17 protein-coding genes and 2 tRNA genes are annotated in these 19,298 nt (G+C 69.3%); 12 read left to right on the top strand and 7 right to left on the bottom strand.

What is annotated here, in order from left to right; translation table 11 throughout:
* Positions 1-301: 301 nt before the first annotated feature.
* On the bottom strand, positions 302-1,636 hold the full coding sequence (locus ABZ459_RS49350; protein ID WP_357987413.1) for an AarF/UbiB family protein: 1,335 nt from the start codon (positions 1,634-1,636) through the stop codon (positions 302-304).
* A gap of 63 nt (positions 1,637-1,699) precedes the next feature.
* Complete coding sequence (locus ABZ459_RS49345; protein WP_357987324.1) at positions 1,700-3,124, bottom strand: thiamine biosynthesis protein ThiF; 1,425 nt, start codon at positions 3,122-3,124, stop codon at positions 1,700-1,702.
* A 233-nt stretch (positions 3,125-3,357) separates the two neighbouring features.
* Between ABZ459_RS49345 and ABZ459_RS49340 the strand changes: the two genes are divergently transcribed.
* From ABZ459_RS49340 to ABZ459_RS49330, 3 genes are all read left to right on the top strand, one after another.
* Positions 3,358-4,140 (top strand): enoyl-CoA hydratase-related protein, encoded by a 783-nt coding sequence (locus tag ABZ459_RS49340; RefSeq protein ID WP_357987322.1) that lies wholly within the window; start codon positions 3,358-3,360, stop codon positions 4,138-4,140.
* Positions 4,141-4,207: 67 nt separating this feature from the next.
* On the top strand, positions 4,208-4,723 hold the full coding sequence (locus ABZ459_RS49335; protein ID WP_357987319.1) for a M48 family metallopeptidase: 516 nt from the start codon (positions 4,208-4,210) through the stop codon (positions 4,721-4,723).
* Positions 4,720-5,304: a hypothetical protein gene (locus ABZ459_RS49330; protein WP_357987316.1), complete on the top strand. Its 585-nt coding sequence runs from the start codon at positions 4,720-4,722 to the stop codon at positions 5,302-5,304. The genes ABZ459_RS49335 and ABZ459_RS49330 overlap by 4 nt, the downstream gene beginning before the upstream one ends.
* Positions 5,305-5,311: 7 nt before the next feature.
* Here ABZ459_RS49330 and ABZ459_RS49325 read toward each other — a convergent pair whose 3' ends face one another.
* Genes ABZ459_RS49325 through ABZ459_RS49315 form a run of 3 tightly spaced genes read right to left on the bottom strand, consistent with a single transcriptional unit; the run spans position 5,312 to position 8,103 of the window.
* The gene (locus ABZ459_RS49325) at positions 5,312-6,298 is read right to left on the bottom strand and encodes an endonuclease/exonuclease/phosphatase family protein (protein WP_357987313.1); all 987 of its coding nucleotides are present in this window, start codon (positions 6,296-6,298) and stop codon (positions 5,312-5,314) included.
* 30 nt (positions 6,299-6,328) lie between these two features.
* Positions 6,329-6,889 carry an NUDIX domain-containing protein gene (locus ABZ459_RS49320; protein ID WP_357987310.1) on the bottom strand — a complete coding sequence of 187 codons (561 nt, stop codon included), beginning with the start codon at positions 6,887-6,889 and terminating at the stop codon, positions 6,329-6,331.
* Positions 6,886-8,103 carry a zinc-dependent metalloprotease gene (locus ABZ459_RS49315; protein ID WP_357987307.1) on the bottom strand — a complete coding sequence of 406 codons (1,218 nt, stop codon included), beginning with the start codon at positions 8,101-8,103 and terminating at the stop codon, positions 6,886-6,888. Before ABZ459_RS49315 ends, ABZ459_RS49320 begins: the two co-directional genes overlap by 4 nt.
* 130 nt (positions 8,104-8,233) lie before the next feature.
* On the opposite strand from ABZ459_RS49315, the gene ABZ459_RS49310 reads away from it, so the two are divergent.
* The 9 genes from ABZ459_RS49310 to ABZ459_RS49270 all read left to right on the top strand — a co-directional run bounded on the left by ABZ459_RS49310 (position 8,234) and on the right by ABZ459_RS49270 (position 18,190).
* Positions 8,234-9,307 (top strand): NAD-dependent epimerase/dehydratase family protein, encoded by a 1,074-nt coding sequence (locus ABZ459_RS49310; RefSeq protein WP_357987409.1) that lies wholly within the window; start codon positions 8,234-8,236, stop codon positions 9,305-9,307.
* Positions 9,308-9,330: 23 nt separating this feature from the next.
* Positions 9,331-9,756 (top strand): molybdenum cofactor biosynthesis protein MoaE, encoded by a 426-nt coding sequence (locus ABZ459_RS49305; RefSeq protein ID WP_357987304.1) that lies wholly within the window; start codon positions 9,331-9,333, stop codon positions 9,754-9,756.
* A 10-nt stretch (positions 9,757-9,766) separates the two neighbouring features.
* Positions 9,767-10,813, top strand: coding sequence for a PDZ domain-containing protein (locus ABZ459_RS49300; RefSeq protein ID WP_357987301.1), 1,047 nt, complete (start codon positions 9,767-9,769; stop codon positions 10,811-10,813).
* A 129-nt stretch (positions 10,814-10,942) separates the two neighbouring features.
* Positions 10,943-13,897: a UPF0182 family protein gene (locus tag ABZ459_RS49295; RefSeq protein WP_357987298.1), complete on the top strand. Its 2,955-nt coding sequence runs from the start codon at positions 10,943-10,945 to the stop codon at positions 13,895-13,897.
* Between the two features lie 57 nt (positions 13,898-13,954).
* Positions 13,955-14,031 (top strand) — tRNA-Met (locus ABZ459_RS49290).
* Between the two features lie 308 nt (positions 14,032-14,339).
* Positions 14,340-14,416 (top strand) — tRNA-Met (locus ABZ459_RS49285).
* A gap of 94 nt (positions 14,417-14,510) precedes the next feature.
* On the top strand, positions 14,511-14,978 hold the full coding sequence (locus ABZ459_RS49280) for a group II truncated hemoglobin (RefSeq protein ID WP_357987295.1): 468 nt from the start codon (positions 14,511-14,513) through the stop codon (positions 14,976-14,978).
* Positions 14,979-14,987: 9 nt separating this feature from the next.
* Positions 14,988-17,522 (top strand): DUF4118 domain-containing protein, encoded by a 2,535-nt coding sequence (locus ABZ459_RS49275; RefSeq protein ID WP_357987292.1) that lies wholly within the window; start codon positions 14,988-14,990, stop codon positions 17,520-17,522.
* A complete protein-coding gene (locus ABZ459_RS49270) occupies positions 17,519-18,190 on the top strand; it encodes a response regulator (protein WP_357987289.1) in 672 nt (223 codons plus the stop codon). The genes ABZ459_RS49275 and ABZ459_RS49270 overlap by 4 nt, the downstream gene beginning before the upstream one ends.
* Here ABZ459_RS49270 and ABZ459_RS49265 read toward each other — a convergent pair.
* Positions 18,178-18,315, bottom strand: a complete 138-nt coding sequence (locus ABZ459_RS49265) for a hypothetical protein (protein ID WP_357987286.1) — start codon at positions 18,313-18,315, stop codon at positions 18,178-18,180. The genes ABZ459_RS49270 and ABZ459_RS49265 overlap by 13 nt on opposite strands.
* 174 nt (positions 18,316-18,489) lie before the next feature.
* Complete coding sequence (locus tag ABZ459_RS49260; protein WP_357987283.1) at positions 18,490-18,906, bottom strand: hypothetical protein; 417 nt, start codon at positions 18,904-18,906, stop codon at positions 18,490-18,492.
* Between the last annotated feature and the right edge of the window lie 392 nt (positions 18,907-19,298).

Here is a 19,298-nt window from a genome sequence, read left to right as displayed (position 1 = left end):
CGAAGTCGGGAGTGAGGGCGACGGTCGAGGAAGACCAACAACACCCTCCCGGCAAGACGTCCTGTTGGCTGCGTAGGAAAGCTGCGTAGGAAGACGAGGATGAGGCCGATGTCCTCGCCCTCTCCCCGCCATCCCGCGGCGCGGCTTGAGCGCATCGGCAGTAGATGCTGCGGTCACCCTCGCTTCCCGGCGAGCCAGCCGTGCATCTCCTGAGCCGGCGGCGCATCTCTACGCTAGCCGTACATCTCCACAAGCAAGGCGCCGTCTCCGCCCACAAAGCGCAAGCGCAAGCGCCGCCTGATCAGCCGATCGCCAGTGCCTCGCCGTTCGGGTCGTCGGTGAAGCCCGGAACCCAGCGGATCACCTCGTCACGGAAACGCGCCGTGGTGCCGAGCTGGCAGAGGACCCCGACACCGGCCGCATGCACCCGATGGATGAGCACGTACGACGGCGGCAGGTTGAGCTGGCGAACCACGTTCGTCGGGCGGAGGTCGGTGACGCTGGCGGCCTGGGCCTGCAGCCACTCCCGGCTGAAGGTGAACTCCTCCACGGCCGTCGGCTCCACGTACGGCGCCAGGAAAGCGCGCAGGGCGTCGGGGTCGATGTCGATGTCCTGACGGATGAAGCCCTCGTCACGGAGACCCGTCATCACGGTGTCCATGTCGCCCTGGTTGAAGATGCGCGTGAGCTGCCCGAAGACCTTCGGATACCCGCCGGGCAACCGGTTGACCGCGCCGAAGTCGAGGACGCCGAGCTTGCCGTTGGCCAGCACGCGGAAGTTGCCCGGATGGGGATCGGCGTGCAGCATGCCGACCCGGGCAGGCGAGCAGAACAGGAACCGGACGAACAGCAGCCCCGCGTGATCACGCTCCTCCTTGCTGCCCTCGGTGATCACCCGCGACAGGGGAGTGCCGTCCATCCACTCGCTGACCAGCACCATCTCGTTGGCCGCCACCACATCAGGAACGTGGAAGTCGGGATCGCCGTTGTACTCCAGCGCGAAGGCGTGCTGTGCCTCGGCCTCGCGAAGGTAGTCGAGCTCCTCGGCGATCCGCTCGCGCAGCTCGGCCAGCAGCGCCTTCATGTCGAGGCCGGGCAGCAACGCCCCGAACATCTTTCCCAGCCGGGCCAGCTGTGTGAAGTCGCCGAGCAGCGCCTTGCCCGCCCCCGGGTACTGGATCTTGACGGCCACCTCGCGCCCGTCGTTCCAGACGGCCTTGTGCACCTGGCCGATCGAGGCGGCGGCCGTGGGCCGGTCGTCGAACGAGAGGAAGTGTTTGCGCCAATCGTCCCCCAGCTGCTCGGCGAGCACCTTGTGGACGGTGGCGACCGGCAGCGGAGGAGCGGCGTCCTGCAGTTTCGTGAAGGTCGCCCGGTAGGGGCCGACGATCTCCGGCGGAAGCGCCGCCTCGAAGATCGACAGTGCCTGCCCGAGCTTCATCGCCCCGCCCTTGAGCTCGCCGAGCACCTTGAAGATCTGCTCGGCGGTGCGCTGCTGAACCTCCTGGGCCACGATTTCTGCTGACTTGCCGCCGATGCGCTTGCCGAGGCCGAGGGCGGCCCGCCCGGCGAACCCGAGCGGAAGGGTGGCCAACTTGGCTGAGCGGGTGACTGCCCGGCGCGGAAGATCGCTCACACTCATGCGCGGAACCTCGCCCGAGATGCCGCTTCCCCCCTTCGTGGTCGTCCCCTGAGCACGTCAGTCGCTGGTAGGTGACATGTCCATTGTTAGCGAATATGGATTGTTTCGCATACAACGACATTGCGGATGACCGCTCCACGACCGTCTTTTCCAGCACCAATCAGGCATTACGTCCATTGTGCCGTTCGTCACAGAGGTCGCCCGGCCTTCGAGATGAGCAAGCGCCTGGCCGGTCGCGGCGGCCGCGACGAGCGTGGCGAGAGTCGCGTCGCAGGCGATCTCGCCGGGCGGATAGCCGCCCAGCCTGGCGGTGACGATCGGCCAGGCGGGATCGTGATCGCGGCGCGTCAGGTCGAGACAGTGGAGGCATGTCGTCTCCCCGGGAAACACCAGCGGGCCGACGGACCCGTGCCCTTCGAAGGCCGACACCAGCAGATGCGGGATGCCGAAGTCGGCCAGCTCGTTGACCAGCACCCCGTCCAAGGGTCCCACAGGCGCCAGGATGGCGAGATCGGGACGTGCCGTGCCGTCCCCCAGATGCGGAGCTCCGGCCAGGATGTTGGAGGACGGAACGGCGTCCTGGCTAACCTCCGCCGGAGTGGGCGGCACCGTCGGAACGAGTGGCGTGGCAGGCGAGACCCGCGCGGCGGCGATGCCGGACGGCGTGACGTCCGCCCGTCTGGGCTGTGCAGGCGTGCCACCGGACGGTGTGACGCCCGGCCGCCTGCGTTGTGCGGTCGTGCCGTCGGACCGCCTGGGCTGTGCGGTCGTATCGCCGGACGGCGTAGGCCCGCTGCGTGCTGGCCGGCCGGTCGCGTCACCGGCGGGCGTCGCGTTCCGACCGCCGGGTCGAGGGGGTGAGGTGCGGTCGCGCGGAGGCGGAACGGACGGCACGTTCTTCGGCGGGGGAGAGAGCAGCCGCCGGGCGACCGCCGCCGCCCCCTCCTCCCGGGACAGCCCCACCTCGGCCCACGTCAGCCCGCCCGGCGTGATGTCCCCCGGCCGGACCGGCCCGGGATCGATCACCCGGATGTCGCCGACCCCGCCGGCCGCGAGCAGGGCGACGACCTGCGCTCCCACGCGCCCGGCACCGTAGACCCGGACCTTCGCCTCCCGCCGACGCCGCAACAGCTCGACGCCGCCCTCCGGGGTATTGGAGGCCAGGTCGAGCGCGTCGAGGTCGGGTTTCAGTCGATCCCGCTCGGCGAGGGAGAGCTCCCGCAGCGGCGCCGGGAACGGGCCGGCGTCGTGCAGGGCGCCCCGCGTGGCGAGGTAGTCGAGCAGAGCCTGGGCGCACGGCTCATCGAGACCGGCCGCCGCCGCGTCGCGCATCACCCTCCGCAGATCGCGGGTGCCGTCGAGCCCCTCGATCCACTGACGCACCGATCTCGTCAGGCCGGTCAGCGTGATGGCCCGGAGGGGATGCACGCCGTACTGCAGGGTGTGCTCGTCGCGGAGGATTCGCCGGAGGGCCGGCTTCACACGTGGCCTCATGGCCGGAAGGTTCGCACGTCCGACCAAGATCCCGAGCCGGTTCCGCGCCGCCTGTGGACAACCCCCCACCACAACGCCCGCCCTGTGGACAACACCCCACCGCGGAGCGCCCCGAGGCAAGCTGAAGACCGCATCCGCACCTGAGGCAAGCCGCGTCCTCACCCAGCCAAGCCGCGCACCGCAACCACATCCGCGCCCCGCGGAGCGTTACGCTTCGCCGCATGAGCGAGATCTTGGTCGACCGCACAGACGACGGAGTCGTCGTCCTCACCCTCAACCGCCCGGACCTCCGCAACGCCATGACCGACACCATGACGGCCGAATGGCGCGAAATCATGACAACCCTGGCCGCCGACCGCGACCTGCGCTGCGTCGTCGTCACCGGAGCGGGAAGCGCGTTCTCCTCGGGCGGTGACCTGTCTTGGATCGGCGAGCGGGGCGCCGAGGCCGTGCCGCCGCTGCGCGACCGCATGCTCGCCTTCTACCGTACCTGGCTGATGATCGCCGACCTGGAGGTGCCCACCGTCGCCGCGGTCAACGGCCCCGCCGTCGGCGCGGGCCTGTGCGTGGCCCTGGCCTGCGACCTCGTCTACGCCGCCGACGACGCCAAACTGCTGGCCCCCTTCACCCAGCTCGGGCTCCACCCGGGCATGGCCGCCACCTACCTGCTGCCCAGAAGAGCCGGTACGGCACTGGCCCGGGAGATGCTCCTGACGGGCCGTCTCCTTACGGGTACGGAAGCGGCAGATAAAGGCTTGGTAAATCAATCTTTCCCGAAGAATGACCTTCTCTCCGAGGTTTCGGTCATCGCCAAGAAGATCGCAGAGATGGCTCCAGTCGCCACCCGCCTCACAAAGGTCGCCCTGAACCAAGACCATCAAGACCTGGCAGCCGCTCTGAGGTGGGAATCCTTGGCCCAGCCCGTGACCATGGCATCATCCGACCTGCTGGAGGGCCTGGCGGCGCATCGGGAAAGGCGCATGCCCAAATTCACCGGCTCTTAATCATCTGACCAGCGAAAACAACGTCCACCCTCTGTGGAATTTCGCCAGTCTCGGCTAACGTGCTTATGTGCCCCCCGAGACAGTCGAGGTCCGTCGCAGTTCTCGTCGCCGGCGTACGGTCTCCGCCTACCGCGACGGCGACAAGACGATCGTGCTCCTGCCCGCCTGGCTGAGCGGCGAAGACGCGGATGAATGGGTGAGCCGGATGCTCGACCGGCTGGCCGCCAAGGAAGAACGACGAAGGCCGACCGACGAGGCCCTGCTCGAACGGGCGAGGGAACTGTCGGTGAAGTACCTCAACGGCCGGCCCGACCCCGTGAGCGTTCGATGGGTCGACAACCAGCAGCATCGCTGGGGCTCCTGCACCCCGGAGAACGGCACGATAAGGATCTCGACCCGGCTCAAGGGCCTGCCCGAGTGGGTCATCAACTACGTCATCATCCACGAGCTGGCGCACCTGATCGTGCCGAGCCATGGCCCGGGGTTCTGGGCGCTGGTAGAACAGTATCCGAAGGCGGAGCGGGCGCGCGGGTTCCTCGAAGGATTCTCCGCGGCGGCCCACACGGCACCGGAGGAGTGTTGACGCGCATCGTCGCCGTCCTGGTACGCGGCCGCATGGCCGAAGCGGCGCCCCCCGGCGTCGATCCACGGCAGTTCCTGGAGGCCGTGGCCGAGGACACCTACGAAATGGTCGCCGGTCTGGAGTTCGTCACCCCGGTCCTGATCACGGCCGTCCCCGGCCTCGACGACATCGTCTGGCCCGGCACGGAGATCATCACGGTCGACGAGGACGAGCCGCTGCGAGCCGTCCTCGGCCGCCTGTCCGGCGACCAGGCCGCGGTGATCAACGCCGACGCGCCCGACCTGCCCTCGCTGCTGGTCGGCAAGCTGTTCAGGGAGCTGGGCCGGGCCGAGATCACCGTCTGCCCGGCGGCGGACGGCGGCGCGGTGGCGCTGGCCTGCTCACTGCCGCTCCCTGCCTGGGCCGACCCCGACCTCGACGCCCCCGACGTCGTCGCCGTCCTCAGAGCTCAGGCCCCGGGCCCGCGCAGGGTCGCCACGATCTCCGGATGGCACCGCCTGCGCACGCACGACGACGTCGAACGCCTCGACCCGGGCCTCGAAGGCTGGGACAACACCCGAGCCCTGATCGCCGGCCGCTGACCCTCCGTCAGGGCACGGTGAGCTCGGCCAGCACGGCCCGGTGGTCGGTGCCCGGCACATCGCGCACGCTGACCTCCCTGACGCCCACCCGCTCGTCCACCAGCACGTGGTCGATGGTGATGATCGGCGGCACCCGCTTGTTGGCCGGCCACGTGGGGATCAGCCCCGCGCCCACCTGGTCGGCCGCGTCCTTGTACCCACGGGCCAGCAGCCTGCGCAGCGAGGCGTGGTCGAGCGAGGCGTTGAAGTCGCCGGCGAGGATCCGCACGGTTTCGCCGCCGGCGGAAGGAAGGCTGGAGAGCGCCTCGTTCCAGTTGACCACGTTGGGGCCGAGCGGCGGGTAGGGATGGACGTCGACGAACTCGATCGGCTTCCCACCCGGCAGCGACACCATGGCCGCGGGCATCTTGTGGCCCACCGGAGGCACAACGTCGTCGAGCGGCTGGAGCGGGTGCCTGGAGTAGAGGCCGCTCCCGCCGGCGTCCCATTCGTCCTCGAGCACGCGGTGGGGCATGAGCTCCTTCAGGCCGGCCGCGTCCATGTCGGCCACGGCGCCGGGGGTCAGCTCCTGGGTGCTCAGCACGTCGGGCCCGAACTCGCGCACCAGGTTCACGATCACCTGCGCGTCCGCCTTGCCGAACAACATGTTGATGGTCATGACCTTGAACGGCCTGCCGGTCGTGGCCTCGGCCGTGCCCAGCGCGCGGGGCAGGACGCTGAACCCGAGCGCGGTCGTGGCGAGCAGCGCGACGGCTGTCGCGGCCCGCTTGCGCCCGACCGCGGCGATCAGGAGGGGGACCAGGGACCCGGCCGCCGCGTACGGCGTCGCCGTCATGAGCTGCGTGGGCAGCGAACCTCGTTCCAGCCCGGCCACCCTGGCCACCGCCCAGGCCGCGAAGGGTGTCACGGCCAGCCAGGTCAGGAGGTTGCCGGGCAGCTTCCGCGGCTTGCGGGCAGGCGTCACGATCGTGCCGCCAACGGCAGATGTCTCCACGCGGCCCCCCTTGGAACGATGCGAAGGACTCTAGCCGAGCGAACGCGAGCGCGAGCCGAGCGCGGCGCGTCCGCGTGCGGCCAGCCGGCGCGTGGCCTCGTCGGACAGCTCGGGGATCTCGTCGACGGGAAACCAGCGCAGGTCGAGCGACTCGTCGCTCATGACGGCCTCGGCGCCTGGAGGGGCCACGGCCGCGTACTCGACGTCGAGGTGCCAGCTGCGCGGCGGATGGCACCAGACCTCGTGCTTGTCCACGGCCAGCGGGCCGGGCAGCAGCTCAAGTCCGGCGATTCCCGACTCCTCGGTGGCCTCGCGCAGCGCCACCGCCTCCAGCGTGGCGTCGAAGTCCTCGCAGTGGCCGCCCATGGGCAGCCACTGCCCGGCCTTCGGATGCAGCGTGAGCAGCACCCGGGCGCCGTCGTGGCTGAGCACGGCGGTGGTGGCCGTCAGGTGGCCGGGTGCGCACGCGCGCCACATGGCGTCGTCGTACGTTCGCAGATGGCCGAGGAACTCGACGCGCAGCGCCTCCTCCTCGGGGGTCGGCGCGGTCCAGGAGGACAGCACCGCCACCGCGTCGTCGTGCAGGGTCACCGGCCGCCGTCCTGGTCGCCGTTCTCGTCGTCGGGCTTGGCCTCCAACTGGGAGATGTCCCAGGCGGCCTCGCCGCGTACGAACGCGTCGGGGTCGTCGAGGTCTTCGGCCGTCGGCATGAGGTCGGGGTGGCCCCACAGGGCGTCGCGCCCGTCGACGCCGCGCTCGGTCTCCAGCGCGCGCCACAGCGCCGCGGCCTCGCGCAGCCGCCGGGGCCGCAACTCCAGCCCGACCAGCGTGCCGAACGTCAGCTCCGCGGGCCCACCGGTCGCCCGGCGCCTGCGTACGGTCTCCGCCAGCGCGACCGCCGAGGGCAGCTTGCCGTCGGCGGCCCGGTCGACCACCGTGGCCACCCACCCCTCGACCAGGGCGAGCATCGTCTCCAGACGGGCCAGGGCGGCCTTCTGCCGCTCGGTCTCCTCGGGCTTGAGCAGCGCGCCGCCGCTCAGCGCCTCCTGGATGGCCTCGGGGTTGTTGATGTCGAGCCCGCGGATCTGCTCCTCCAGCGCGGAGGTGTCCACGGTGATGCCCCTGGCGTATTCCTCGACGGCCCCGAGCAGGTGCGAACGCAGCCACGGGACGTGCTGGAACAACCGGTGGTGCGCGGCCTCGCGCAGCGCCAGATAGAGCCGGATCTCGTCGGCGGGGATCTCGAGGCCCTCACTGAAGGACGAGATGCCGCCGGGCAGCAGCGCCGCGGTGCCGGACAGCGGCAGGCCGATGTCGGTCGTGCCGATCACCTCGCGCGCCAGCGAGCCGAGCGCCTGGCCGATCTGCTGACCGACCATCATGCCGCCCATCTGCTTGAGCATGCCCATCAGCGGCCCGGCCATCTGCTGGGCCTCCGGAGGCAGCCCGGAGCCGCCGAGCGCGCCGCCCATGGTCTCGACCATGCGTTCGGCCACGGGCTCGCAAAGCTTCCGCCAGACGGGGACCGTGTTCTCGATCCACTCCGACCGGCTCCAGGCCTGCGGGTTGGACACGCCGCTCGGCAGCGTCGTCGCCTCGTTCAGCCACAGGTCGGCCAGGCTCAGCGCCTCGACGATCTGTCGGCGCTCGCCTTCCATGACGCTCGGATCGCCTTGGGCGACCACGGCGTGTCGTGCGATGTTCTTGGCCATGTCCCAGTTGACAGGGCCTGAACCCTGGGGCGCCGACAACATGTCGGCGAACTGGCGCATCGCCTGAGCCATTTGCTCAGGGTTGCCGAACATGGCGAACGGGTTCTCGTTAGGGTCGTTTTCGCGACCTGGCAGGTCAGTCACCGCTCTACCTCGTGCAGGATGGAGGAGTCCACATCCGCCACGTTAGTCGTCCTACGGCGGATCAGTGCAAAGTGAGGACCTGGTGCCTACCTCGAAACGCCCGCGTCAACCCGTCGTCGCCGTCACCGGCGCGGCCTCCGGCATCGGCCGCGAGTTGCTCGTGAGGCTCGCATCCTCCGCGGATTTCCGCAGAGTGGTGGCCATCGACGAGGAGCGCGGCGACGTTCAGGAAGCCACGTGGAGAGTGATCGACGTACGGGATCCGCTCTTGGCGAACCGGATCTCCGACATCGACGTCCTGGTCCATCTGGCCGGTGACTACGCCGTCGACTCCGACCCGGGGGAGCGGCGCGCGTACAACCTCAGAGCAGCCCAGACGGTGCTCACCGCCTGCGCCGCCGCCCGCGTGCGGCGGGTGATCCTGGTCACCAGCGCCATGGTCTACGGCGCCGCGGCCGACAACGAGGTCCCCCTGCCGGAGGACTCCCCGGTGGCCGCCGAGCCCGACACCGGCGTCGTGGGCGACTACCTGGAGATCGAGTCGCTGGTCCGCAGGTCGCTGCGCAGCCACCCGGGCCTGGACGTCACGGTGCTGCGCCCGGCGGCGGTCGTCGGTCCGGGCGTCGACACGGTCATCACCCGGCACTTCGAGTCGCCGAGGCTGCTCACGGTCAAGGGCTGCAACCCCAACTGGCAGTTCTGCCACATCGACGACCTCATCTCGGCGCTGGAGCTGGCCGCCAAGGGGGCCGTCACCGGGGTGGTGGCCGTGGGCTCCGACGGCTGGCTGGAGCAGGAGCAGGTCGAGGAACTGTCCGGGATCCGGCGGTTCGAGCTGCCGGCCGGGCTGACGTTCGGCACCGCGCAGCGCCTGCACCGGCTCGGCATCACCCCGGCCCCCGCCACCGACCTGCACTATGTCGTCTATCCGTGGGTCGTCGACTGCTCGGCGCTGCGCGAGGCGGGCTGGAAGCCCGCGTGGACCAACGAGGCCGCCTTCCGGCAGCTCCTCGAGCTCCGCGAGAACAGGACCACCGTGGTCGGCAGGCGGCTGCCGGTCAAGGAGGCCACGCTCACCGCGGCCGGCGCGACGGTGGCCGTCATCGGCACCGCGGCGATCGTCCGGCAGGTCCGTAAAAAGCGTCGCCAGTAGGAACGTGAGGTTAGGCTCTTTCCGTGGACGTCATCCGGTTGCTCGGCATTCGTGACACCCCGTTGTCCGTGGACGAGGTGCTGGCCGCGGTGGGAGACCACGCGGCGGGCGGCACCGCGATCTTCATCGGCACCGTGCGCGAACAGGACCACGGCAAACCCGTGACCCGGCTCTCCTACTCCGCCCATCCCTCGGCGCCCGACGAGCTGCGCCGGGTGGCCGAGAAGGTCGCGGCCGACTTCCCGGTCACCGCGATGGCCGCCGTCCACCGGGTCGGCGACCTGGGGCTCGGCGACACGGCGGTGATCGTCGCCGTGGCCTCGCCACACCGCGACGAGGCGTTCAGGGCCTCACGCAGGCTCATCGACGACCTCAAGGCGGAGGTCCCCATCTGGAAACACCAGGTGTTCGCCGATGGCGAGACCGAGTGGGTCGGCGCCTGCGAATAAGCTCATCACCATGTCACGACGCGTCCTCACCCTGCTGCTCGCGGGCTTCTTCGTGCTCGCGCTGGGCGTCCTGGGCGCGTTCCGGCCGGTCCCGTACGTCGTGCTGAGTCCCGGCCCCACCGAGAACACCATCGGCGAGATCGACAAGAAGCCGGTGATCTCGATCAACGGCCGGCAGACCTATCCCACCAGCGGCGCGCTGAGCCTGGTCACGGTGGCCTACCAGGGCGGCCCGGCCGCCCAGATCGACCTGCTGACCGCGTTGCGCGGCTGGATCGACCCGACCGTCGCGGTGGTCCCGCAGGAGACGATCTTCCCGCCCGGCCGCGACGCGAAGAAGGTCGACGAGGAGAACGCGGTCGAGATGACCAACTCCCAAGACTCCGCCAAGGCCGCCGCGCTCAACGAGCTCAAGATCCACTACGACCGGGTCGTCACGGTGCTGTCCACCGAGAAGGGCAAGCCCGCCGACGGCAAGCTGCAGAAGGGCGACCAGATCAACGCGGTCGACGGCAAGCCGGCCACCGACTCTCAGTTCGTCGGAGACACCGTCAAGGCGCACAAGCCAGGCGAGACCGTGACCTTCAACGTGACCAGGGGCAGCCAGAAGCTCGACGTGTCGCTGCAGCCGATCGCCAGCAAGGACGGCAAGCCCCTCGTCGGTGTGCTCATGCAGGAGAAGTTCAAGTTCCCCTTCGACGTCGAGATCAACGTGGGCGACGTCGGCGGGCCGAGCGCCGGGCTGATGTTCTCGCTCGGCATACTCGACAAGCTGACCCCCGGCGAGATCACCGGCGGCAAGCGCATCGCCGGCACCGGCACCATCGACACCGAGGGCCAGGTCGGGCCGATCGGCGGCATCGCCCAGAAGATGGTGGGGGCCCGCGACTCGGGCGCGACCATCTTCCTCACCCCCGCGGACAACTGCGCGGAGGCCATGAAGGCCGTGCCCGACGGCTTGCGGCTGGTCAAGGCCGACACGTTGCACGACGCGGTGCTCGCGCTCGACGCGCTGCGCACCGGGAAGGGCAATGTGCCCGCTTGTGAGGCCGGATGAAACTTCCGGCGAGCGTCGTGCGTTAGCCGTACGGCTGGCGCTGCAGTGTAAGTTGCCAGACACGGACCGTTTCTTCATCACGACGAGGGGTTGGCCTTGAGCTTCCGGACCCCAGGGGCCGGCAGGGCGATGCGCTTGCCACGCCGGCCGCGGCTGCTTCTGCCTGTGGCCATCGCGCTGGTCGCGATCGTGGCCCTGTTTTTTCTCTTTTCTGGGATTTATACCGACTACCTGTGGTTTGACACGACCAACTACACGTCGGTCTTCTCCGGGGTGCTGCTGACCCAGATCGTGCTGTTCCTCGTCGGAGCGGTGCTCATGGTCGGCATCACGGGCGGCAACATGCTGCTGGCCTTCCGCACCCGGCCGATGTTCGGCCCCGCCGTGTTCGGCGGCGGCAGCGGAGCCGACCGCTATCGCATGGCGCTCGACCCCCACCGCAAGCTGATCTTCATCGTCGGCATGGGCCTGCTCGCGCTCTTCTCCGGCTCCTCGTTCGCGGGGCAGTGGAAGACGTGGCTGCAGTTCGTGAACGGAGCCTCGTTCGGCAAGAAGGACGAGCTGTTCGGCATGGACATCTCGTTCTTCATGTTCGACTACCCGTTCATCAGGATGGTGCTGAACTTCCTGTTCACCGCCGTGATCATCTCGATCGTCCTGGCCACGATCACCCACTACCTCTACGGCGGTTTCCGGCTGCAGTCGCCGGGCGTGCACGCCTCCAGGGCCGCGCGGATCCACCTTTCCGTGCTGCTCGGCGTGTTCGTCCTGCTCAAGGCCGTCGCCTACTACATCGACCGGTTCGGTCTGGTCTTCTCCGACCGCGGCTACGTGCACGGCGCGTCCTACACCGACGTCAACGCGGTGCTCCCGGCCAAGAACATCCTCGCGATCATCGCGTTGATCTGCGCCGCGCTGTTCTTCGCCGGCGTCGTGCGCTCCGGCGGCATGCTGCCCGGCGTCTCGTTCGGCCTGCTCGTGCTCTCGGCCATCCTGATCGGCGGCGTCTACCCGGCGCTGGTCGAGCAGTTCCAGGTCAAGCCCAACCAGCAGGGCAAGGAAGCCCTCTACATCGACCGGAACATCCAAGCCACCCGATCAGCCTACGACGTGCAGAACGCCGAAGTGATCGACTACAACGCCCAGGCCGACCCGACCAAGGTCAGCGCCGGCGGCGACGAGTCGGTGACCGGCGTGCGCCTGCTCGACCCGGCGCTGGTGTCGTCCACGTTCGAGCAGACGCAGCGCATCCGCGGCTTCTACGGCTTCCCCGACCAGCTCGACGTCGACCGCTACCCCGGCAAGGACGGCAAACTGGTCGACCACGTGGTCGGCGTCCGCGAGCTGCTCGGCCCGCCCGCGCCCCAGAACAACTGGATCAACCGCGCGCTGGTCTACACCCACGGCTACGGTTTCGTCGCCGCGCCGGGCAACCAGGTCGACGCGGGCGGTCTGCCCGCCTACGACAGCAAGGACATGCCGGTCACCGGCGACCTCGCGGCCTCGACCGGGCTCAAGGAGTCGCGCGTCTACTTCGGCGAGAACCCCGGCTCCTCCGAGTACGTCATCGCCGGCGGCAACCCCAAGACCCCGCAGGAGCTCGACTACCCGGTCTCCGGCGGCCAGACCGGACAGCAGAACACCACCTACACCGGCAAGGGCGGCGTGCCGATCGGCTCGGCACTCAACCGGCTCGTCTACGCCGCCAAGTACGGCGAGATGAACATCCTGTTGTCGGGCGACGTCAACGACAACTCCAAGATCCTCTACGTGCGCAACCCGCGGGAGCGGGTGGAGAAGGTCGCGCCGTTCCTGACCCTCGACGGCAACGCCTACCCGGCGATCGTCGACGGCCGGATCACCTGGATCCTCGACGGGTACACCACCTCCAACGCGTACCCGTACTCGCAGAGCGAGAGCCTCGGCGACATGACCCGCGACCTGGCCACCGACCGCCGCGTGGTCGCCCAGCAGCCGCAGGACGAGATCAACTACATCCGCAACTCGGTCAAGGCCACGGTCGACGCCTACGACGGCACGGTCACGCTCTACGCCTGGGACGGCAACGACCCGGTGCTGAAGACGTGGTCCAACGCCTTCCCCGGCACGATCAAGCCCGCCTCGCAGATGACCCCCGACCTCCAGGCGCACATCCGCTACCCGGAAGACCTGTTCAAGGTGCAGCGCTACATGCTGTCGCGCTACCACGTCACCAACGCGGCCGCCTTCTACAGCGCCCAGGACTTCTGGAACATCCCCAGCGACCCGTCGCAGGGCAACCAGTCGGTCAAGCAGCCGCCGTACTACCTGACGGCGACGATGCCCGACGAGTCCGAGCCGTCGTTCTCGCTGACCACGACGTTCGTCCCGAGGGAAGGCCCCAACCTGGCGGCCTTCATGGCGGCGGGCTCCACGGTGGGCAAGGACTACGGCAAGCTGCGCATCCTGCGCATGCCGTCCAACACCACGGTCCCCGGCCCCGGTCAGGCCCAGAACAACTTCCAGAACAAGTTCTCGGGCGAACTTGGCCCCCTCGGCCTCGGCCAGGCCAACGTCAGGTACGGCAACCTGCTGACCCTGCCCTACGCGAACGGCCTGATCTACATCGAGCCCGTCTACGTGCAGACCAAGGCCGGCACCGGCCAGGAGCCGTACCCGATCCTGCGGCGGGTGCTGGTGGCGTTCGGCAACAAGGTCGGCTCGGGCGACACCCTCGACCAGGCGCTGGAGCAGGTCTTCGGCGGCGAGCAGCAACAGCCGAACACCCAGCCCCAGCAGACCACGCCCAACCAGACGAACACGTCGGCGATGAACACCGCCATCTCCAACGCCCAGAAGGCCTACGAGGACGCCCAGAAGGCCCTCCAGGCCAGCCCCCCGAACTGGGACGAGTACGGCAAGGCGCAGAAGCGGCTGGAGGAGGCGCTGAAGCAGATCGAGAGCGCCAACGCCAAGCCGGCGGCCACCCCGTCGCCCTCGGCCTCTCCCTCCGCCTCACCGTCGGCGACGCCGTCCGCGTCACCGCCGGCCACGTCCACACCGACGCCGACACCCTCGGGCACGCAGGCGGGAGGCACCACCTAGCCCATTCGGTTTGCGCCCGCCCCCCGTCGCCGATAGTCTTGAGAAGCAAGACAGCGACGCGGGGTGGAGCAGTTCGGTAGCTCGCTGGGCTCATAACCCAGAGGTCGCAGGTTCAAATCCTGCCCCCGCTACCAAGATTCGAGGTCCTGGCCGACGGCCAGGGCCTCGTTGCTTTTTCAGCGGCCCCGCAGGTCCCACCCGGCATCGTCCGTCTCAAGAAACTCGAATGGTCGCCGTTGCCCTCCTGCCCCCCGACCCCTGGGCGCCGGTGGCGTTGTAAAGAGGTATCGGGCGGCGCCAGGAGCCGATCCTTCATGTCCGCCCAGGTCATCGGCCCACATGGGCAGCATGAGACCCATGGTCACGTCGCCGACGCGCCCGGACAAGCCCGGCCGGGTCGGAGGACTCCGGAAGGGCGGTATAGTTGATAACAACACACCGACGCGGGGTGGAGCAGTTCGGTAGCTCGCTGGGCTCATAACCCAGAGGTCGCAGGTTCAAATCCTGTCCCCGCTACCAATCCGAAGTCCCCGGTCGCCACACGGCGACCGGGGACTTCGTCGTTTCCGGACAAGTCTTGTCCTGCGGCCGCAGGTGCTGATTACATGATTACATGACGGAAAAAGACGTCCCGACCATCTACGAGTGGGCGGGCGGGACCGAGGCGTTCGAACGGCTGACCGCGGCGTTCTACCGGACCGTCCTCAAGGACGACCTCATCGGGCCGCTGTTCGCCCACATGGACCCCGACCACCCCAAATACGTCGCCATGTGGCTCAGCGAGGTCTTCGGCGGCCCTGACCGGTACACCCACGAACGCGGCGGATATTCCCACATGCTCGCCCACCACCTGGGCCGGGCCATCACCGAACCGCAGCGCCGCCGCTGGGTGAACCTCCTCATGGACGCCGCCGACGAGGTCGGCCTGCCCGACGACCCCGAGTTCAGGGCCGCGTTCGCCGGCTACATCGAATGGGGCACCCGGCTGGCCGTGCACAACTCCCAGCCCGGCGCGACCCCGCCTCCGGAGGCGCCGGTTCCGCACTGGGGCTGGGGAGTCGCTCCGCCATACCAGCCGTAACCTGGAGGAATGGGAAGCACGTCGCGCGGGCGGCTGCGGGTCTACCTGGGTGCGGCGCCCGGCGTCGGCAAGACCTACGCCATGCTCAGCGAGGCACGACGGGCCAAGGAACGCGGACGTGACGTGGTCGTGGGCCATGTCGAGACCCACGGCCGCGACCAGGTCGCCCGCCTGCTCGACGGGCTGGAGATCGTGCCGGGGCGCACCGTCGTCCATCGCGGCGCCACGTTCACCGAGCTCGACACCGACGCGGTCATCGCCCGCCGCCCCGCGGCCGTGCTGGTCGACGAGCTCGCCCACACCAACACGCCCGGTTCCCGGCACGCCAAACGCTGGCAGGACGTCCAGGACATCCTGGACGCCGGCATCGACGTCGTCTCCACGCTCAACATCCAGCACCTGGAGTCTCTGCGCGACGTGGCCGAGCAGATCACCGGCCTGCCGCAGCGGGAGACCGTCCCCGACGATCTCGTCCGGCGGGCCGACCGGCTCGAACTCGTCGACATGTCACCCGAGGCCCTGCGCCGCCGCCTCGCCCACGGCAACGTCTACCCGCCCGAACGCGTCGACGCCGCCCTCGCCAACTACTTCCGCGTCGGCAACCTGTCCGCCCTGCGGGAGCTCGCCCTGCTCTGGGTGGCGGACCGGGTCGACCGGCAGCTCATCGCGTACCGGGCCGACCATGACATAGCGGGCACCTGGGAGGCCCGCGAACGTGTCGTCGTCGCCCTCACCGGCGGCCCTGAGGGCGACACCCTCGTCCGCCGCGCCGCCCGCATCGCGGCCAGGACCAAGGGCGCCGACCTGCTCGCCGTGCACGTCACCCGGGCCGACGCCCTGTCCACCGCGAGCGACCCGGCCAACCTGGTCCGCCAGCGCAAACTCGTCGAGGACCTCGGCGGCACCTACCACCAGGTCGTGGGCGACGACATCCCGCGCGCGCTGATCGCGTTCGCCGACGGCGTGAACGCCTCGCAACTCGTCCTCGGCGCCTCCCGGCGAGGACGGCTCGCGCAGCTGCTCACCCGCGGCGTGGGCATGACGACGGCCACGCTGTCCGGCTCGATCGACGTGCACATGGTCCCGCACGAGGCCGTCAGCGGAAGCTCCCGCCGGCCGCCGTCCGGGGGAGCGCTGACACGTCGGCGCAGGGCGGCCGGATGGGCGCTGACCCTGGCCGCCATGCCGGCGCTCACCGCCGTGATCGCGCCGCTCGACCTGAGCCTGCCCAGCGAGATCCTGCTCTTCCTGCTGTTGGTGGTCGGCGTCGCGCTGGTGGGCGGGATGTGGCCGGCGCTCACAGCGGCGGTGCTCGCGTTCGGGCTGCTCAACTGGTTCTTCACACCGCCGGTGCACACCCTGACCATCGCCGAGCCTGAGAACGTGCTCTCGCTGGCCATCTTCGTCCTGGTCGCCGCCATGGTGAGCACGGTCGTGGACCTGGCCGCCCGGCGCAGCAGGGAAGCGGCCCGGTCCAGGGCGGACGCCGAGGTGCTCTCCACACTGGCCGGACACGTGCTGCGCGGGGAGTCCGCGCTGGCCTCGCTGCTCGGGCGGTTGCGCGAGACGTTCGGGCTGACCGCGGTGACCCTGCTCGAAAGGGACGATCCATCGGATGACTGGCGCATCGTCGCCACGTCCGGCGGCCCCCCGATCACCACCCCGCCCGCCACCACCCCAAACCACACCGGCCCGGATGGCGGGAGCGACGTGGTCACCATCGACGACCGGCTGGTGCTCGCGACCCGCGGCCGGCTGCTCGACGCCAGCGACCGCCGCGTCCTGGAGGCGTTCGCCGCAGAGGCCGCCGTCGCCCTGCGCCAGGAACGCCTGCGGGAGGCGGCCGAGCGCGCCGAACCGCTGGCCGAGGCCGACCGCATGCGCACCGCGTTGCTCGCCGCCGTCGGCCACGACCTGCGCACCCCCCTGGCCTCGGCCATGGCGTCCGTGGAGAGCCTGCGCAACACCGACATCATCTGGTCCGACGACGACCGCGCCGAACTGCTGGCCACCGCCGACGAGTCCCTGATCAAACTGAACCGCCTCGTGGCGAACCTGCTCGACATGAGCCGTCTCCAGGCCGGCGTCCTGGGCGTCACATTGCGGCCCGTCGCCGTCGAGGACGTGCTGCCACGCGCCATCGACGACCTCGGCCCGCTGCGCGACCGGGTCAACAGTGACATCCCGGCCGACCTGCCGGAGTTCCAGGCCGACCCGGCGCTGCTCGAACGCGTCCTGGTGAATTTGATGGCCAACGCCGTCCGCTACAGCCCCGAAGCCGAGCCCGTGCTCGTCGCCGCGAGCTGGCACGGCGAACATGTCGAACTGCGTGTCATCGACAGGGGGCCAGGAATCCCCACAGAAGCGCATGAAAGGGTGTTCATGCCCTTCCAGCGACTCGGCGACCGCGACAACCACACCGGCGTGGGCCTCGGCCTCGCGCTCTCGCGCGGCCTCACCGAGGCGATGGGCGGCACGCTGCTCCTTGAGGACACCCCCGGAGGAGGGCTCACCATGACGGTTTCACTGAGGAGGGCCCTGTGACCCGCGTGCTCGTCGTCGACGATGAGCCCCAGATCCTGCGTGCTCTGCGCATCAATTTGGCGGCCAGGCACTACGAGGTCGCGGTCGCCCCCGACGGCGCATCGGCGCTGCGCCAGGCCGCCGACTGGCATCCCGACCTGGTCGTCCTCGACCTCGGCCTGCCCGATCTCGACGGCGTGGAGGTGATCCAGGGGCTGCGCGGCTGGACGAAGGTCCCGATCATCGTGTTGTCGGGGCGTACCGACAGCACGGACAAGGTGGACGCGCTCGACGCCGGTGCCGACGACTACGTCACCAAGCCGTTCGGCATCGACGAGCTGCTGGCCCGCATCCGCGCGGTGACCCGCCGCATGAACCAGCACGAAGAGGAACCCGCGACAGTGCGGCTGGGCGATCACGTGATCGACCTCGCAGGCAAGACGATCTCAGGGGGCGTACGGCTGACGCCGACGGAGTGGCACTTCCTGGAGATCCTGCTTCGCAATCCCGGCAAACTGATCAGCCAGCGACACCTGCTGACCGAGGTGTGGGGCACCGGCTATCTGAAGGAGACGCACTACTTGCGCCAGTACATGGCCCAACTGCGCCGCAAGCTCGAACGCGACCCGGCCCACCCCGTGCACCTGCTGACCGAGCCCGGAATGGGATACCGGTTTCAGCCCTCCTGATCCCTGACCAGGACGACCGCCTTGAGCACGGCCCACCCGAGCAGCAAGGCCCCGAAGAGCACCTGAGCGGCACGCACCCACAGGGAAGACGTCTGGTCCGCATAGATCACAACACCGATCCACATCAGACCAAATATCCCGACCAGGATGATTGCCGACCAGTTCAGCCCACGTTGCCACATAAGCGCAGTCTTACAGCCAGGTCGCCAAGGCCAGGTATGGCCACAGTCCTCATCCGGTCGAAGCCTTGAGCCCCTGAGGGATCAGCCCTGAGTGATCAGTGGCTGGGGCCGGCCGGTTCAGCGGGGGAGCGTCCGGTGCGCGCCGACGCACCGCCGCAGGCGCATCCCGCGCATCCGCACGACCGGCGGCTGTTGCTGTTGCTGCCCCTCCTGCATGCAGGCGAGCAGCGCCTCAGCCGTACGGGCGTCGGACAGGATCTGCTGCACGGCGTCCTCGTCCTCGGGCAGCTGGCCGCGCTCGGCCAGCTCGCGCGTGAGGAAGGCGAGCGGGTCGGGCGCGCCGACCATGTCCGCGGCCACGGTCGTCCGCGCCGCCGTGAGCAGCCGCAGGTAATGGGTACGCAGGACGGCCTCGCGCACCCGTGCCTGTTCGAGGTCGTCGATCAGGGTCCGGGCGATGCGCAGGAGGTCTCCCGCATGGGTCGCCGGATCGGCGAGAAAGGCACGGATGTCGTCGAACTCCGAGCGGGTCATGGCGGGCACCTCCGAGAGCGCAGTCTGCTCGTGGCTACCTTCGTACCGAGGGGCGATTGCGGATGACTTGCTGACCGCTTGACTTCGGGTGTCGTACGGGCGGCGATGACCAAGGTTTGAAGATCTTGTGGCCAGGGAAGGACCCTACGATTACCTGTGTGGCGCGAACTAGGTGCGGGAGACTGCTAGAGTTGCTTCGCGCAGGGCGGCCGAGGGGCTCGCAAGAGCCTCAACAGAAGCCCGGCAAATCCCACTTCCTTCTGGTTCATACAAGACGGTTCAGAGCGGTCTGAATGAGCTGGTAAGTTAGAGGGGTTGTCCCGGAAGCGGGGCGCGACTTAATTCCAGCAGGTCGAGCAAGTCCGGTCAATTTGACAGAGACTTGAACGGCT

It is taken from the genome of Nonomuraea sp. NPDC005692 (assembly GCF_040631115.1).
GTDB lineage: Bacteria > Actinomycetota > Actinomycetes > Streptosporangiales > Streptosporangiaceae > Nonomuraea.
The sequence above is the reverse complement of the archived record's forward strand: the minus strand, read 5'-3'. Positions and strand labels throughout refer to the sequence as shown.